The organism is Streptomyces sp. NPDC032822, assembly GCF_055578825.1.
In genome coordinates this window covers 132,783-147,909 of record NZ_JBVIOL010000016.1, presented here as the reverse complement: position 1 = coordinate 147,909, position 15,127 = coordinate 132,783, and the positions used below count along the sequence as shown (strand labels likewise).

Below are 15,127 nucleotides of genomic sequence, written 5' to 3'. Positions count from 1 at the left end.
GATCGAGGTACACAGCGTGTCGGTTCTGGTTCTTGTTCTCGCCGTGAGCGCGGCCTGCTGTCTGGGCTTCGGCTTCGTGCTCCAGCAGAACGCCGCCCGCCGGGCCCCGCTGAGCGACTTCCTCTCCCCCCGGCTGCTCCTGGACCTGATGAGGGTGCCGCGCTGGCTCGGCGGCATCGGACTGATGGTGGCCGGCATGGTCCTCGGCGCCATCGCGCTCGGCCGGGGCGAGATCTCCGTCGTCGAACCGCTCCTCGCCACCAACCTGCTCTTCGCCCTGGCCCTGTCCCGCAAGCAGAGCAAGCAGCCGCTGGGCCGCCAGGGCTGGGCGGGCCTGGCCCTGCTCGCGGGCGGGGTCACCACGTTCCTCGTGGCGGGCGAGCCGCGCGGCGGCACCGACGTCACCGACCCCCTGCGCCACTGGCTGATCATCGGCGTGATGGTCGGCCTCGCCCTGCTGCTCACCACCTACGCCAAGCGTGCGCGGCTGAGCTCCGGCCCGGTACTGCTCGCGCTGGCCGCCGGTCTGCTGTACGGCGTGCAGGACGCGCTCACCCGGGTGAGCGGCCAGCGTTTCTCCGAGGGCGGCCTCGTGGAGGTGCTGACCGGCTGGCAGCCGTACGCCGTGCTGGCGCTCGGCCTCACCGGCCTGATCCTGGTGCAGAGCGCCTTCGAGACCGCTCCGCTGCGGATGTCGCTGCCCGCCCTGACCGCCGCGCAGCCGCTGGCCGGGATCATCTGCGGCGTCGGTTTCCTCGGCGACCGGCTGCGGACCGACACCGGCGCGCTGGCCTGGGAGGCGACGGGGCTGGCGGCGATCGTCGTGGGCATCGTGCTGCTCGGGATGCACCCGGCGCTGCCGTGCGCACAGACCGAGCGCGCGCGGAACCTGCAGCCCGGCTGAGCGGAGCCCGCGGCCCGGTCGACGGGGCCCGTGCGGCCCGCGGGTCCGGTCCGTGCCCTGCTTGGATGGGGGCATGAGCGCTGCTGACGAGATCCTCGACATCGTCGACGAGAACGACCGGGTCGTCGGCCGGTCACCGCGCGGCGAGGCGTATGCGAAGGGCCTGCGCCACCGCTGCGTCTTCGTCCTGGCCCGGGACGCCGAGGACCGCCTCTTCGTGCACCGCCGCACACCCACCAAGCTGGTGTTCCCCTCCCTGTACGACCTGTTCGTCGGCGGGGTGGTCGGCGCGGGCGAGTCCTACGACGACGCGGCCCTGCGCGAGGCGGAGGAGGAACTCGGTGTGAGCGGCCTCCCCCGCCCGGACCCTCTCTTCACGTTCCTCTACGACGACGGCGCCGGCCGGACCTGGTGGTCCTCGGTGTACGAGGTCCGCTGTGATCTGCCGGTCAGCCCGCAGGTCGAGGAGGTGGCCTGGTACGGCTTCCTGCCGGAGGAGGAGGTGCGGCGGCGGCTGACGGAGTGGGAGTGGGTGCCCGACGGGCTGGAAGCGTACGAGCGGCTGCGGGCCTTTCGGTCTGCGGACTGAGAACTGCCGGCGGACGGAACTGTCGGCGGGCTGGGAACTGTCGGTCGGCGGACGGGTCGGTCGGCGGGCTGAGGCCGGCCGGTCGACCGGCCGGGTCGGTGTCCCGGCCCGGGCTCAGTCGCCGAGCAGGATCCGGCGGACCGGGCCGGGTGTGTGGGTGCTCCCGCTGAGGGGGTTGGAGCCCGGGGCGGCCCAGTACGGGCTCTCCCGGGAAGGGTGGTCGAGGAGTCGCTCGGCCGCCTCGGGAGCCGTCTCCGCCGCCATGCCCGCGGCCACCAGTGCGCCGCCTATGCGCTCCAGCGCCTCCTCCACCGGAGTGTCCGCGTCACCGAACGCCGGAAGCAGCAGGAGCAGCCGCAGGTCCGGATCGCATATGCCCGCGGCGTCCGCCGGGGCCGCGTCGCAGACGGCGACCAGGTCCGGCCAGGACAGCCGCGGCCCGGCGACCCGGCCCTCGACGGACGCCAGCGGGGTCTGTCGGGGCTGCTCGGGGTGGGTGAGCAGGTAGTCCGTGCCCGAGTCGGCGGGGAGGTTCCGGTGCACGATCCACAGCAGGTGCCCGCCCGGCAGCGGCAGGCGGTACGCGGGCCACACCTCCATCGCGTCGTACAACGCCTCCCCCGCCGCGTCGACGTCCGCCGCGTCCGCGCCGAACGCCTCGGGCTCGCCCGCGAACGCGTCCCAGGTGAGGCCGAGGTACGCAGGCCAGAAACCGGGCAGGTCGAGCAGGTGCTCGGCGGGGGCGATGGCGTGCCCGGGCTCCGCGCACCCGGCCGGTGACGTGGGAACATCCATGCCCCGAACGCTAGCGGGCAGCACTGACAACGCCCCTGACGGTGCCCCGGTAGGGTCCCTTGCGTGATCGGTTTCGCACGGAACGTCCGGCTGTGGTTCGCCCCCCAGGAGATCAGGCAGGAGGGCGGCACCCCCGACTACCGCTTCTCGCTCGCGAACGAGCGCACCTTCCTGGCCTGGCTGCGCACCGCGCTCGCGCTGATCGGCGGCGGCTTCGCGGTGGACCAGTTCCTGCCGGATCTGCGCTGGGGCTGGCGGGTCGGACTGGCGCTCGCGCTGCTCGCGGCGGGCGTGCTGTGCTCCCTGCGGGCGGTCAACCACTGGATCCGCTGCGAGCGGGCGATGCGCCGGGGCGAGGACCTGCCGGTGTCCCGGTTCCCGGTCCTGCTGAGCCTCGCGGTGACGGTGGTGGCCGTCGCGATGGTCGTCGTGGTGCTCTTCGGGTGGGAGGGGTGAGCGGGGCGGTCGTCCCGGAGGTCCCGGACCGGGACCCCGGGCTGCAGCCCGAGCGGACCCGGCTCGCCTGGCGGCGTACGACGCTGTCCAGCACCGCCGCCGCGCTGCTCGCCCTGAAGTCCACGCTGCACGGCGGGCCCTCGGCGGCCGGGATCACCGTCAGCGCGCTGTGCTGCACGCTCTGGCTGGCCTTCCTGCTGGTCGCCCACCGCCGCATCCGTGCCCTGTCCGCGACGAACAGCCCGTCCGCGCTCACCCCCCGGCACGCGACGGCGGGGGCCCTGCTCACGGTGGCGCTCGCGGTGTGCGCGGCGGTGCTGGTCCTCTAGACCGCCTTCCGGGGCCGGTGCCGCTCCTCCAGGGCCGTCCGGTCTCCAGGGGCAGGTCCGGACGGGCGAGCGGCCCGCTGCCGTCCTACCGTCAGTAGGTGACGGTTTTCCCGGGCCCGCCCCACGCAGGGCCCCGGACGCCACGCAGGACGGAATCACCCGATACGCGGCGTTCGCGTGGCAGCCTGTCCGACGTCATCCGACATCAGCACCCGCACGCTCGAAGGCGAGAGCACCATGACCACCCTCCACCAGGAACACGCCTCCCACACGCACACGCACAGCCCGGACTGCGGCCACGCCGAGGTCCCGCACGGCGACCATGTCGACTACGCGCACGACGGGCACCTGCACCGCGAGCACAGCGGCCACTGGGACGAGTGCGAAGCCGCCGGGCACGTCTCCCACGAGGGGCACGACCACCGGCACGGCCAGGACTGCGGGCACGAGAGCGTCCTGCACGGCGACCACGTGGACTACCTCCACGACGGCCACCGGCACGCCCAGCACGACGGCCACTGGGACGACCACTGACCCCAGGCAGGCCCTGCCCCGGCGCCGGGAAGGCACCGAGAAGACACCCACGACAGCTCCCCGCGGTCCCGCGCGGGGAGCTGTCGGCCTATCGTGGCTCCGACCGTGGCCCCGATCACGTTGGGCCCACCCACTGGACGACATACCGACCGGTCGGCATCATTGGTCGCGTCGTGTTCACCCGTCCGTAGGAGCATTGATGAGCCCCGACCACCCGCCCGGACTCGATCTCGACCGGCTCCGCGGCCTGCTCGACCGTGAGCGCCCCGGCCTGGTGCACGGCCCGCTGACCGGCCGGCTGATCGAGGGCGGACGGTCGAACCTCACCTACGCGGTGTCCGACGGCACCTCCCAGTGGGTCGTCAGACGGCCCCCGCTCGGCCATGTCCTCGCCACCGCGCACGACATGAAGCGCGAGCACCGGGTGATCAGCGCACTGCACCCGACGAACGTGCCGGTGCCGCGCCCGGTGCTGCTGTGCGAGTCCGAGGAAGACAGAGAGGTCCTCGGGTCGCCCTTCTACGTCATGGAGTTCGTGGCGGGAACGCCGTTCCGTACGGCGGACCAGCTCGCCCCGCTCGGTCCGGAGCGCACCCGGGGGGCCGTCCTGGCCCTGGTGGACACGCTCGTGGAGCTGCACGCGGTGGACCCTGCCGAGGTGGGCCTCGGCGACTTCGGCCGCCCGGAGGGCTTCCTGGACCGCCAGCTGCGGCGCTGGGGCAAGCAGCTGGACGCCTCCCGCAACCGCGAACTGGCCGGCATCGACGAACTGCACGCGGCCCTCGGCCGACGACTGCCCGTCTCCCCCGCCCCGGCCGTCGTACACGGCGACTACCGGCTCGACAACGTCCTGATCGGCGACGACGACAAGATCAACGCGATCCTCGACTGGGAGATGTCGACGCTCGGCGACCCGCTCACCGACCTCGGACTGCTGGTGATGTACAGCCTGCCGCTCGGCATGCCCGACTCCCCCGTGTCCACCACCGCCGAGGCCCCCGGGCACCCGAGCCCGGCCGAGCTGATCGAGCGGTACGCGCGGCGCTCGGGACGCGATGTGTCCGCGGTCTCCTGGTACACGGCGTTCGCCTGGTTCAAGCTCGCCGTGATCCTGGAGGGCATCCACTACCGCTACACCCTGGGCCAGACGGTCGGCCAGGGCTTCGACCGCATCGGTGACCTGGTCCCCGTCTTCATCGGGCACGGCCTGACCACTCTTCAGGAAGGCTGACAGAACATGGACTTCGCGTTCGACGCACGCACCGAGGAACTGCGCGCCAAGCTGCTCGCCTTCATGGACGAGTACGTCTACCCGGCCGAGGCCGTCGCCGAGGAGCAGCGCGCCGCCCTGGCCTCGCCGTGGGACACCCCGGCCGTCGTCGGGGAGTTGAAGGCCGAAGCCCGCAGGCAGGGCCTGTGGAACCTCTTCCTCCCCGACTCGGAGTACGGCGCCGGACTGACCAACCTCCAGTACGCCCCGCTCGCCGAGATCACCGGCCGCTCCCCGCAGTTGGCGCCCACCGCGCTGAACTGCGCGGCGCCGGACACCGGCAACATGGAGGTGCTGAGCCAGTTCGGCGACGAGCGGCAGCGGAAGCAGTGGCTGGAGCCGCTGCTCGCCGGGGAGATCCGCTCGGCGTTCGCGATGACCGAGCCGGAGGTGGCCTCCTCCGACGCGACGAACATCACCACGCACATCGAGCGCGACGGTGACGACTACGTCATCACGGGCCGCAAGTGGTACATCTCCGGGGCGATGAACCCGGACTGCGCGATCTTCATCGTGATGGGCAAGACGGACCCCGACGGCGACGACATCCGCCGTCAGCAGTCCATGGTGCTCGTCCCCCGCGACACCCCGGGGGTCACGGTCAGGCGCGCCATGCGGGTGTTCGGCTACGAGGACCACTCCCACGGCGGCCACGCCGAGGTGGTCTTCGACCACGCGCGCGTGCCGGTGTCGCACCTGATCGGCGAGGAGGGCGGCGGCTTCGCCATCGCGCAGGCCCGGCTCGGTCCCGGCCGGATCCACCACTGCATGCGGCTGATCGGCATGGCCGAGCGGGCGATCGAGCTGATGTGCCGACGCGCGGTGTCCCGTACGGCCTTCGGCAAGGAGCTGGCCCAGCAGGGCGTGGTCCACAACTGGATCGCCGACGCGCGGGTCACCGTGGAGCAGCTGCGGCTGCTGGTGCTGAAGACTGCCTGGCTGATGGACACGGTCGGCAACCGGGGCGCCCACGCGGAGATCCAGGCCATCAAGATCGCCACTCCGCGCGCGGTCGTCGACATCATCGACCGGGCCATCCAGTTGCACGGCGCGGGCGGGGTCAGCCAGGACTTCCCGCTCGCCGAGCTCTACGCCGGCGCCCGGACCCTGATGATCGCCGACGGGCCGGACGAGGTGCACCAGCGGTCGCTGGCCCGCCGGGAGCTGAAGAAGTACCTGTGAGGGTGACGACGTACCGGTGAGGGGACGGGTAAGGGGCGGTCGCCATGGCGACCGCCCCTTACCCGTGCGCGCCCTACGGCCGCAGCGCCCGCAGCAGCATGTCCGCGAGGTGGTCGGCGACCTCCTGGGGGCTCATCGAGCCGTCGGGGCGGTACCAGGTGGACAGGTGGTGGACCGACCCGAAGTGGTAGTCCACGACCAGGTCGGCCGGGGTCGCCTTCGAGAAGACCCCCGCCTCCTGGCCCTCCTCGACGAGGGCCCGGAAGCGTTCGTGGTACCGCCGGCGCTCGGCCCGCACCTGCTTGTTCTTCTCGGGGCTCAGGTGGTGCATCGAGCGGAAGAAGATCGACGCGTCGTCGAGGTTGTCGATGGTCGTGACGACGACGTCGGCCGCCGCCCCCCTGAGGCGCTTGTCGATGGGTTCGTCGGCGTTCGCGAACGCGTCGAGTCTCTCCTGCTGGACGCGCAGCACGCGCGCGTACACCTCGTGCAGGAGGTCGTCCTTGGAGCCGAAGTAGTGGTACAGCGCTCCCTTGGTGACACCGGCCGCCTCGACGATCTCCTGCACCGAGGTGCGGTCGTAGCCCTGCTCGGCGAAGAGCCGGGTGGCGGCGGCAAGGAGCCGTTGCGGTACGGGAGGCCCGTCACCGTCCGTCGTCCTGGGCACTTCCGCCACCTGCCTTTCCGATTGCTACTTCGAATCGTGCGCGCGGGTGCGCAGTTCCCGCCGGAGGATCTTCCCACTCGCCGTCTTCGGCAAGTCGGGCAGGATCTCCACCTGCCGCGGGTATTTGTAGGCGGCCAGTCTCTCCTTGCAGTACGCGGCGAGCGCATCGGGGTCCGTGTCGGAGCCCGGACGGAGGCTGATGTACGCCTTGACGGTCTCCCCCCGGTATCCGTCGGGCACCCCGACGACGGCCGCCTCGCGTACCGCCGGGTGGGTGTAGAGCACGTCCTCGACCTCGCGCGGCCACACCTTGAAGCCGGAGGCGTTGATCATGTCCTTCTTGCGGTCGACGACGTAGAGCCAGCCCTGGGGGTCCATGAAACCGATGTCCCCGGTGCGCAGCTCGCCGTCCGGGAAGGTCTCGGCGGTGGCGTCGGGGCGCCGCCAGTAACCGGGGACGACCTGCGGACCTCGTACGAGGATCTCGCCCTGTTCCCCGAAGGGCACCTCGGCGCCCTGCTCGTCGACGATCCGGACGATCGTGTCGGGGCCGGGCGCGCCCACCGCGAGTGTCCCGGAGACCGGGTCGACAGGGGCCTCCAGGGAGGGCGGTACGGACGCGCAGGGGGCGGTGCACTCGGTGAGGCCGTAGCCGTTGCGGATGTACGGCCCGAAGCCCGCCCGGAACTTCTCCACCAGGGCGGGCGGCAGCGGGGCGCCGCCCGAGGAGATGTTCACGAAGGACGCGAAGTGGCCCGGGGTGACGTCCGGGTGGGCGGCCAGCGCCATGAAGGCGGTGGAGGGACCGACCGTGTACTGCGGGCGGTGCTCGGCGAAGGCGTCCAGGACGACGCCCGCCTCGAAGCGGTACGCCAGGACGAGCGTGCCCGCGCTGTTCAGGCAGGCGCCCAGCTGGCAGACCATGCCGGTGATGTGGAACAGCGGCGCCATCGCGAAGTAGACGGGTGCCTCGGGCAGGCCGAGGCCGGTCCGCTGCCGCTCGGCGTTGTACATGATGTTGCCGTGCGTGTTGGTGGCGCCCTTGGGGGCGCCGCTGGTGCCGGAGGTGTAGCTGATGAGGGCGATGTCGGCGGGGGCCGGATCGCGGTCCTCGGGTGCCTTGTGACCGGCGCGGGCGACGGCCGTGAGGTCGTCGGCGTCCGGGGCCTTCGGGAGCCGTTCGAAGGTGAGCACGCGGGCGTCCCCGCGGTCCTGGAAGTCCAGTTCGCAGCCGGTGAGCACGATCCGTACGGGCGAGTCGGCGGCAGTCTCGCGCAGATACGACTCCCAGGCGCGGTCCGAGCAGACCAGTGCGGCCACCTCGCCGTCCCGCAGGACGTGCCCGACCTCCCCCGACTTGTACATGGGGTTGACGGGCACCACGATCGCGCCCGCCTTCCAGGCGCCGAGCAGGGCGAGCACGAAGTGCGGGGAGTTCTGCAGCAGGACCGCCACCCGGTCGCCGCGCTCCAGGCCGCGGGCGGCGAGGTGCCCGGCGACGGAGTCGCTCAGCTCGTCGACCTCGCGGTAGGTGAGACGGCCGTCGAAGTAGGCGAGGAAGGGGCGGTCCGGGCTCTCGTCGACGGCCCGGCGCAGGGCGTGGACCAGGGAGCCGGCCGGTTCCATGGGCGCGCGCTGGGCGTCGTCGAGCAGGGCCAGCCAGGGCCGGGCCGCGTAGCGGGAATCGGAGTCGGAGCCGGTCACCGGGTCGCCTCCCACTTCTGCTGGAGGTGGTTCATGTTCGTCAGCCAGCCGTCGGGCTCGGCGGCCCTGGCCGTGTAGTACCCGGCGACCTCGGGGTGCGGCAGGATCAGGAAACGGTCCTCCTCGATGCCCTTGAAGAGGGCGTCCGCCACCGCTTCCGGGGCGATGGCGGTCGGCTGGAGCACCAGGTCGCCGGCGCTGCCGGTGGCGGCCAGCATGTCGGTGCGCACGCCCTGCGGACAGATCGCGTGGACCTTCAGACCGCGGTGCCGGTACGTCAGCGAGAGCCATTCGGCGAAGGCGTACGCGCCGTGCTTGGTGACGCTGTAGGGCGCGGCGCCGATCATGGTGAGCAGTCCGGCGGCCGAGACCGTGGAGACGAAACGGCCGCTGCCGCGCTCCAGCCAGTCCGGGAGCAGTTCGTGGGCGGCGCGGACGTGTGCCATGACGTTGACGTCCCAGGCCCGCGCCCAGACCTGCTCGTCGGCCGCTTCCGAGCCGCCCGAGGCGAGTCCCGCGTTGGCGCAGTACACGTCGACCGTGCCGCCGAGTGCCTCCCGCGCCTCGCCGACGATCGCGGAGGCGTCGCCCGGGACGGCGATGCCGCCGATCTCCTCGGCGACGGTCTTCGCCCGGTCGGCATCCAGGTCGTTGACGACGACCCGGGCCCCCTCGGCGGCGAAGCGGCGGGCCAGCGCGGCTCCGATGCCGCCCCCCGCTCCGGTGACGACGACTCCGGCATCCTGCACGGCTTCCACCATCGGTCTCCTTCGACACGACGCGATTCGGCTCTGCCCCCGTTCCCGTCAGACTAACCGGTCGGTATGTAGCGGTGGAAGGGGTGTCGGGCGCCGGCCCGGTCCGGTTCGTTCCGTACGGCCCGGGTGCGCGCTAGCGTGCGTGGCCGTGCCACCCGTCGCGATCCCGGAGGTCACCGCATGAAGCTGTCCAGACGAGGCCTGCTGTATGCCACCGCCGCAGCCGTGACGACGGGCTCCGCGCCCCCCGCGGCGGCGGCCGGTGCGGGCGGGACGGACGGTGCGGCCGGGACGGCCGGGCGTCGCCTGCGGACCGGTTTCGAGCGGCTGGCCGCCGACGGCTACGCCCCGCTCGCCGGGCAGCGCGTCGGCGTCGTCACCAACCCGACCGGCGTCACCCGGGACGTGCGCCACGTCGTGGATGTCATGCACGCCGACGACCGGGTGGACCTGGTGGCCGTCTTCGGCCCCGAGCACGGCTTCCGGGGCACCGCGCAGGCGGGCGGCTCCGAGGGCCGCTACGACGACCCGGCGACCGGCCTGCCGGTCTACGACACGTATCTGAAGAGCGGCCGTCCGCTCGCCGACGTCTTCACCGCGTCCGGCGTCGACACCGTCGTCTTCGACATCCAGGACGTCGGCGCGCGCTTCTACACGTACATCTGGACGCTGTACGACTGCATGGAGGCCGCGCAGCTGGCCGGGAAGCGGTTCGTGGTCCTGGACCGGCCCAATCCGGTGACCGGCCGGGCGGCCCTCGGGCCGGTCCTGCACAAGGAGTTCGCGACCTTCGTCGGGCGGCAGCCGATCGCGCAGGCGCACGGGATGACGGTCGTGGAGCTGGCCCGGCTGTTCAACGGGGAGTTCCTGGCCACACCGGTGGAACTGGACGCCGTACTGATGAGCGGGTGGAAGCGGTCCGCCTGGTTCGAGAGCTCGGGGCTGCCCTGGGTGCCGCCGAGCCCGAACATGCCGACCCCGGAGACCGCGCTGGCGTACTCGGGGACGTGTCTCTTCGAGGGGACGAACCTGTCGGAGGGGCGCGGGACGACCCGCCCCTTCGAACTGCTCGGCGCCGAGGGCCTCGACGGGCGGTGGGCCGGGGCGGCCAACGAACTCGGGCTGCCCGGCGTGCACTTCAGAGAGGCGTACTTCGCGCCCACCTTCTCCAAGTTCCAGGGGAAGACCATCGGCGGCGTGCAGGTCCATGTGCACGACCGGGACGCCTACGACCCCGTACACACCGGGATCGCGCTCCTGGTGACCGCCAGGAGGACGTGGAGCGGCTTCGCCTGGCGCCCGGACAACTGGATCGACAAGCTCACCGGTTCCACGCTGGTGCGTACGGCGATCGACGCGGGGGCGGGCGCCGACGAGGTGATGGCGGGCTGGCGGGAGGAGCTGACGGCGTTCCGGAGGGTGCGGCGCGGGTACCTCGCGTACCGGTGAGGGCGCTCAGGTGGGCGACGACTCACCCGAATGAGTCACGGCGTATGGCCAACTCCCGTCGATAGCAGGACGATACGCGCACATCGCACTGCTTCGGGGGACAAGGGGGCCTGCCATGGCGCATCCGGCAATGAGTGTGACTCCGTACTGGGAGCTCACCTTCGACGCCGACGGGGACACGGACGGCGGGAGGCGGGACCGGCTGTTCGCCGGGGTCGCGGAGTACGGCGTGCGTGACCTCGTCGTCTTCGCACACGGCTGGAACAGCGACCGCTCGGGGGCGACCGCGCTCTACAGCCGTTTCTTCGAGCCGATCCCGGCGCTCGCCCCGGCGGCGAAGCTCGGGTACGTCGGTGTGGTCTGGCCGTCGATGCGGTTCTCGGACGAGCCGATCCCCGACTTCCCGCGGGCCGTGGCCGCCGAGCCGCCCCCGCGTCCGGTGCTCGACAAGGACACCCGGCACGCCCTGCTGGAGACGTTCCCCGGGCGGGCGACCGTCATCGACCAGATCGCCCGGATGCTGGACCAGCAGCCGCCCGAGGAGAGCGAGTTGGAGGAGTTCGGGCGGCTGGTGCGACTGCTGGTGGACGTGGTGCCGCCGGGGCCGCAGGCCCTGTTCGCGGCCGACACCCTCGCCGAGGGCGTGCCGCAGGACGAGCCGGTGATGTTCGCGGGGTCCACGGCGCTGGTCTGCGAGGAGTTCGCCCGCGCGCTGGCCGAGCTGGAATCCCCGGGCGAGACGGCGGGGTTCTCGCTGCCCAACCCGTGGGAGGGCGCGCACGAACTGCTGCGGCAGGCGACGTACTACGCCATGAAGCGGCGCGCGGGAACCGTCGGCGAGCGCGGACTGGGCCGGGTGATCGGCCAGTTGTCCGCGAAGGCACCGAAGGTGCGGGTACACTTGGTGGGCCACAGCTTCGGCGCCCGACTGGTGTCGTTCGCGCTGCGCGGGCTGCCGGAGGGCGTGCGCACGGTGAAGTCGGTGACGCTGCTCCAAGGGGCCTTCTCGCACTACGCGTTCGCGGCCCGACTGCCGCACGACCCGCGCGCGGGAGGCGTGCTCCAGGGACAGCAGCTCCGGATCGACGGCCCCTTGGTGTGCTGTCACTCGCACCACGACTCGGCTCTCGGATCCATCTACCCGCTGGCCTCGCGGATGGCTGGCAGCGACCGGGACGCCACCGCGGGCGACGAGCGGGACGCCGCGGGCATCGACGTCGGGCGGTCCCTGCGGTCCAGGTGGGGTGCGATGGGGTACGGCGGCCTCCAGGCGGTGCCGGACACCCGGACGTTCGCGCTCGCCGCCGCGTTGCGCGCGGAGCTGCCCCTGACGGGGTGCGTGAACGTGGACGCGGCCGAGGTGGTCCGGCGCGGCAAGGCGCCCTCCGGCGCGCACTGCGACATCACGCACCGGGAGTTGGCGCAGCTGGTGGTGGCGGCGGGGCGGATCCGCTGAGCCGCCTCGGCGCGTGACGGCGGCGGACCGGATGTCCGGCCCGCCGCCGCGGCTGGCGCCCTCCCGGGCTCTACCGGTGCGAGGAGAACTCCACGACCTGCTGGAAGGTCGGCCGGTTCTGCCAGCTGACGTTGTGGTGCTTGATGCCGCCCAGCGTGCGCTGGACGATCGAGTCGGCACACCACTGGTCGCCCGCCGAGCACAGGTCGTCACCGGGGTAGACCTGGGCCGCGGTCCTGCCGGCCGCCTCCTTCAGTGTGCTGATGAGAGTGGCCCTGCAGGCCGTGAGGCTGCCGCCGCCGCAGTACTCCTGGGCGAGCGGCCCCTGGACCGACTCTCCCAGCACGGACCTGATGTCCTTGTCGACATAGCTCCACCAGCCGTACTGGAAGGAGCTTCCCGCATGGGCGCCGGTGGGGCCGTGGGCGGCCGACGGGGCCTCGTCGACGGGCAGGTTGGCGGTGATGGCCGTGTACAGGTCGGTGCCGAGGCCCGGTTCGAACTCGGCCTTCACCAGCCGGGGCCACCACGCGTCCAGGATGCGGATCGCGTCCGCGTTGGCGTACGCCTTCGAACCGGCCGACGTCTCGGTGCGCTTGGCGCCCGCCGTGATCCACGCCTGGAGCTTGCTCACCGCCGCGGCGGCCGTCGAGTCGGTCACCGCGGAGCTGGTGACCACCTTCAGGAGGTCCGGCAGCACGTCCTCGGCCCTGAGGTCGGCGAGTCCGGCGTCGGCCATGGCCTTCACCAGCGCGGCCCGGGTGACCCCGCCCGCGGCGACCAGTTTCTTCACCCGGTCGTCGAGGAGGTTGCCGCGGTGCACCGAGCCGTCCCCCCAGGACGCGGTCGTGTAGTCCCTGGCCTGCTTGTTGTTCCAGGAGACGTAGTAGTCCTGGTCGATCGAGTGGGGGTGGGCCGAGGCCGGCGTGTAGTCGGCCGTGTTCGTCGTCGGGTCCCAGCCCCGCCACTCGTACGCCGGCCGCGCCCACACCGGGAACTCGGCGTCGACGCCACTCGCGCGCACCGGGTTGTCCCCGCTGTTGTAGTACGCGGTGTGCTCGGAGTCGGCGTAGAACCAGTTGAAGGTGTAGTTGATGTGCTGCACCGCGCTCTGGAAGGTCTCGGGGCTCTTCACGTAGTCGGGGTCGTTCAGCATCTGGAAGCCGATGATCGAGTCGGCCTCGTGCATGTAGGAGGAGCGCAGGGAGGTGTAGGCGACCTTCTTGCCGCCGACCGTCGCCCGGTACTCCACGGGGCCGTACTCCGTGCGCCACACGCGCATCGTGTACGAGCCGGCCGCGGTGCCGTCGGCCGTGGTCGGGGTCCAGGCGTTCTTCTGCTCGATCTTCTCCATCGCGGTGCAGGTGCCGCGGTAGAGGTAGTGGTAGTCGTCCTGGCACAGCTCGACGGCATAGGAGTCGATGATGTCCTGGCCGGAGGTGGTGGCGCTCCACGCGTAGTCCTGGCCGCGGCCGAGTTCGACGTACATGCTCAGGCCCGCGAAGGAGGCGCCCCGGGCGCTGAGGCCGGGGCCCTGGATCTCCTGGAGCATAAGCAGCTGCGGGGCGAAGTAACCGGTCTGCGGGCCGAACACGGCGATCGGGTTGCCGCTCGCGGTGTGCTCGCCGCTGACCACGAGGGCGTTGGACATGCCCCGTTTCGCGGAACTGGCGGCCGAGGCGGCGACCGTGCCCGACGTCGTGGCGGCAGTGGCCGTGGCCGCGCTGCCGGTGCGGTCGTGGACGAGTGGTTCCTCGGCGACCGAGCCGGCGTCGGGCAGCGCCTCGCCCTGGGGGTCGGCGGGCTTGGTGGCGTACGGGAAGCTGCCGTCGTGGACGGTGAGGACCGCCTCGGGGTCGTTGCGTTCGCGGAAGGACTCCCAGACCTCGGTGCCCTCCGTCACCCCGTACTTCTGCTGCGCGGCGAGCAGCGACAGCGCGTTGTTGACCTCGCCGCCGCCCCCGGACCCGAAGAGCGCGCCGATCACGGAGGCCAGCGCGACCAGGTCGGTGGACTTGAAGTGGTCGATCGTGCCGGCGTTGGTGACCGAGTCCTTGTGGCCGGTCAGGACGTACTCGCCGGGGAAGTAGCGACCGCTGTCGGAGGCGTCGATGTAGGCGTTGATGCCGGCGACGTAGGCGTTGACGTCGGCGAGGGCCTGGGTGCCGCGGGTGCCGGCCGACGCGACCGCGTTGTCGATCTGGGCCTGGAGGTCGGCCTCGGTGTACGGGGCGGTGCGCCAGAACTGCTGTTCCAGGCCCTGGTTGGAGGGGTCGCCGCCGGCGAAGGGGGTCAGCTGACCCCGTCCGACGTGGCGGAAGACGTCCATGAGCCACAGCCGGTCCTGGGCTGCCGCATAGCCGGCACCGAACTCCGTGCCGTATCTGGTGGTACCGGTGATGTGCGGTACGCCCGTCTTCTTGTCACGGACGATCGTCACGTCGCTGCGACCGGCGGGCTTGACCGTGGAGGCGACTTGATCGGCTGCGACCCCGAACGACGCGTCGTTGAAGAAGTTGTTGATGGTGGCGTTGGTGAGCGCGGGATAGCCCTTGGCCAGGTTGGCGTAGGGGCCGAGCTGGTCCTCGGCGTGCTCGGGCTGGCTGCCGAAGGCCTGGTTGAGCAGGATCTGCGCGAGGGTGGCGTTGCCGTTCTGGCCGGGCGGCAGGATGTCGGAACACCGGCCGCCGCAGTAGTCGTTCGCCGCGACCGCCTCGACCGCCGCGGTGTCCGCCACCGCGACCGCCTGGGTGAGCGGGGAGAGAAGACCTGCGATCAGTACGCATACGGAAGCGGTCTTCAGGAACCCGGGGTATCTGTCGGGAGTTCTCAGTCTGTCGAGTGCGGTGCGTGAGGTGCGCCGTGGCATGGCAGCTCCTGCCGAGGGGGGTTGGCCGGACGTTACCGCCGGTATCCCCGAGATGGAAGGTGAGCATGCGTCACTTTTACGAGTCGGTACCACCGGTGATGAGGGTCATCGGAAATCGGATGGAGCCGAATCGCTTGTCGATACGTCTATTCGACGACGTCCCTA

14 protein-coding genes are annotated in these 15,127 nt (G+C 71.8%); 9 read left to right on the top strand and 5 right to left on the bottom strand.

What is annotated here, in order from left to right:
• Positions 1 to 16: 16 nt before the first annotated feature.
• A complete protein-coding gene (locus ACZ5VD_RS34415; RefSeq protein WP_468684494.1) occupies positions 17 to 904 on the top strand; it encodes a DMT family transporter in 888 nt (295 codons plus the stop codon).
• Positions 905 to 977: 73 nt separating this feature from the next.
• Positions 978 to 1,493: an NUDIX hydrolase gene (locus ACZ5VD_RS34410; RefSeq protein ID WP_468552063.1), complete on the top strand. Its 516-nt coding sequence runs from the start codon at positions 978 to 980 to the stop codon at positions 1,491 to 1,493.
• A 114-nt stretch (positions 1,494 to 1,607) separates the two neighbouring features.
• Here the strand turns inward: ACZ5VD_RS34410 and ACZ5VD_RS34405 are convergent, their stop codons facing one another.
• Entirely contained in the window at positions 1,608 to 2,288 is a 681-nt protein-coding gene (locus tag ACZ5VD_RS34405) for a hypothetical protein (protein ID WP_468684493.1), read from the bottom strand.
• 63 nt (positions 2,289 to 2,351) lie between these two features.
• On the opposite strand from ACZ5VD_RS34405, the gene ACZ5VD_RS34400 reads away from it, so the two are divergent.
• The 5 genes from ACZ5VD_RS34400 to ACZ5VD_RS34380 all read left to right on the top strand — a co-directional run bounded on the left by ACZ5VD_RS34400 (position 2,352) and on the right by ACZ5VD_RS34380 (position 6,059).
• The gene (locus ACZ5VD_RS34400) at positions 2,352 to 2,744 is read left to right on the top strand and encodes a YidH family protein (protein ID WP_468552065.1); all 393 of its coding nucleotides are present in this window, start codon (positions 2,352 to 2,354) and stop codon (positions 2,742 to 2,744) included.
• The gene (locus ACZ5VD_RS34395; RefSeq protein WP_468552066.1) at positions 2,741 to 3,073 is read left to right on the top strand and encodes a DUF202 domain-containing protein; all 333 of its coding nucleotides are present in this window, start codon (positions 2,741 to 2,743) and stop codon (positions 3,071 to 3,073) included. The genes ACZ5VD_RS34400 and ACZ5VD_RS34395 overlap by 4 nt, the downstream gene beginning before the upstream one ends.
• A gap of 237 nt (positions 3,074 to 3,310) precedes the next feature.
• Positions 3,311 to 3,607 (top strand): hypothetical protein, encoded by a 297-nt coding sequence (locus ACZ5VD_RS34390; protein WP_468552067.1) that lies wholly within the window; start codon positions 3,311 to 3,313, stop codon positions 3,605 to 3,607.
• A gap of 199 nt (positions 3,608 to 3,806) precedes the next feature.
• The gene (locus tag ACZ5VD_RS34385) at positions 3,807 to 4,838 is read left to right on the top strand and encodes a phosphotransferase family protein (RefSeq protein ID WP_468684491.1); all 1,032 of its coding nucleotides are present in this window, start codon (positions 3,807 to 3,809) and stop codon (positions 4,836 to 4,838) included.
• 6 nt (positions 4,839 to 4,844) lie between these two features.
• Positions 4,845 to 6,059, top strand: a complete 1,215-nt coding sequence (locus tag ACZ5VD_RS34380; RefSeq protein ID WP_468552069.1) for an acyl-CoA dehydrogenase family protein — start codon at positions 4,845 to 4,847, stop codon at positions 6,057 to 6,059.
• A gap of 73 nt (positions 6,060 to 6,132) precedes the next feature.
• Here the strand turns inward: ACZ5VD_RS34380 and ACZ5VD_RS34375 are convergent, their stop codons facing one another.
• From ACZ5VD_RS34375 to ACZ5VD_RS34365, 3 genes are read right to left on the bottom strand one after another with little or no spacing between them, the layout of a single operon-like run.
• On the bottom strand, positions 6,133 to 6,726 hold the full coding sequence (locus ACZ5VD_RS34375) for a TetR/AcrR family transcriptional regulator (RefSeq protein WP_468552070.1): 594 nt from the start codon (positions 6,724 to 6,726) through the stop codon (positions 6,133 to 6,135).
• Positions 6,727 to 6,750: 24 nt separating this feature from the next.
• Positions 6,751 to 8,430, bottom strand: coding sequence for a class I adenylate-forming enzyme family protein (locus tag ACZ5VD_RS34370; protein ID WP_468684490.1), 1,680 nt, complete (start codon positions 8,428 to 8,430; stop codon positions 6,751 to 6,753).
• A complete protein-coding gene (locus ACZ5VD_RS34365; RefSeq protein ID WP_468684486.1) occupies positions 8,427 to 9,191 on the bottom strand; it encodes an SDR family oxidoreductase in 765 nt (254 codons plus the stop codon). The genes ACZ5VD_RS34370 and ACZ5VD_RS34365 overlap by 4 nt, the downstream gene beginning before the upstream one ends.
• Before the next feature lie 177 nt (positions 9,192 to 9,368).
• Between ACZ5VD_RS34365 and ACZ5VD_RS34360 the strand changes: the two genes are divergently transcribed.
• Together ACZ5VD_RS34360 and ACZ5VD_RS34355 are read left to right on the top strand one after the other, a co-directional pair.
• Entirely contained in the window at positions 9,369 to 10,637 is a 1,269-nt protein-coding gene (locus tag ACZ5VD_RS34360) for an exo-beta-N-acetylmuramidase NamZ family protein (protein ID WP_468684485.1), read from the top strand.
• Between the two features lie 115 nt (positions 10,638 to 10,752).
• A complete protein-coding gene (locus ACZ5VD_RS34355; RefSeq protein ID WP_468684483.1) occupies positions 10,753 to 12,093 on the top strand; it encodes a serine-threonine protein kinase in 1,341 nt (446 codons plus the stop codon).
• A gap of 70 nt (positions 12,094 to 12,163) precedes the next feature.
• On the opposite strand, the gene ACZ5VD_RS34350 is transcribed toward ACZ5VD_RS34355, so the two are convergent.
• Positions 12,164 to 14,962 (bottom strand): penicillin acylase family protein, encoded by a 2,799-nt coding sequence (locus tag ACZ5VD_RS34350; protein ID WP_468552075.1) that lies wholly within the window; start codon positions 14,960 to 14,962, stop codon positions 12,164 to 12,166.
• Positions 14,963 to 15,127 lie beyond the last annotated feature (165 nt).

Excerpts from the sequence above, each read along its gene's own strand:
- ACZ5VD_RS34410 (WP_468552063.1), top strand. The coding sequence starts at position 978 with ATGAGCGCTGCTGACGAGATCCTCGACATCGTCGACGAGAACGACCGG.
- ACZ5VD_RS34405 (WP_468684493.1), bottom strand. The coding sequence starts at position 2,288 with ATGGATGTTCCCACGTCACCGGCCGGGTGCGCGGAGCCCGGGCACGCC.
- ACZ5VD_RS34390 (WP_468552067.1), top strand. The coding sequence starts at position 3,311 with ATGACCACCCTCCACCAGGAACACGCCTCCCACACGCACACGCACAGC.
- ACZ5VD_RS34385 (WP_468684491.1), top strand. The coding sequence starts at position 3,807 with ATGAGCCCCGACCACCCGCCCGGACTCGATCTCGACCGGCTCCGCGGC.
- ACZ5VD_RS34380 (WP_468552069.1), top strand. The coding sequence starts at position 4,845 with ATGGACTTCGCGTTCGACGCACGCACCGAGGAACTGCGCGCCAAGCTG.
- ACZ5VD_RS34365 (WP_468684486.1), bottom strand. The coding sequence starts at position 9,191 with ATGGTGGAAGCCGTGCAGGATGCCGGAGTCGTCGTCACCGGAGCGGGG.
- ACZ5VD_RS34360 (WP_468684485.1), top strand. The coding sequence starts at position 9,369 with ATGAAGCTGTCCAGACGAGGCCTGCTGTATGCCACCGCCGCAGCCGTG.
- ACZ5VD_RS34355 (WP_468684483.1), top strand. The coding sequence starts at position 10,753 with ATGGCGCATCCGGCAATGAGTGTGACTCCGTACTGGGAGCTCACCTTC.
- ACZ5VD_RS34350 (WP_468552075.1), bottom strand. The coding sequence starts at position 14,962 with ATGCCACGGCGCACCTCACGCACCGCACTCGACAGACTGAGAACTCCC.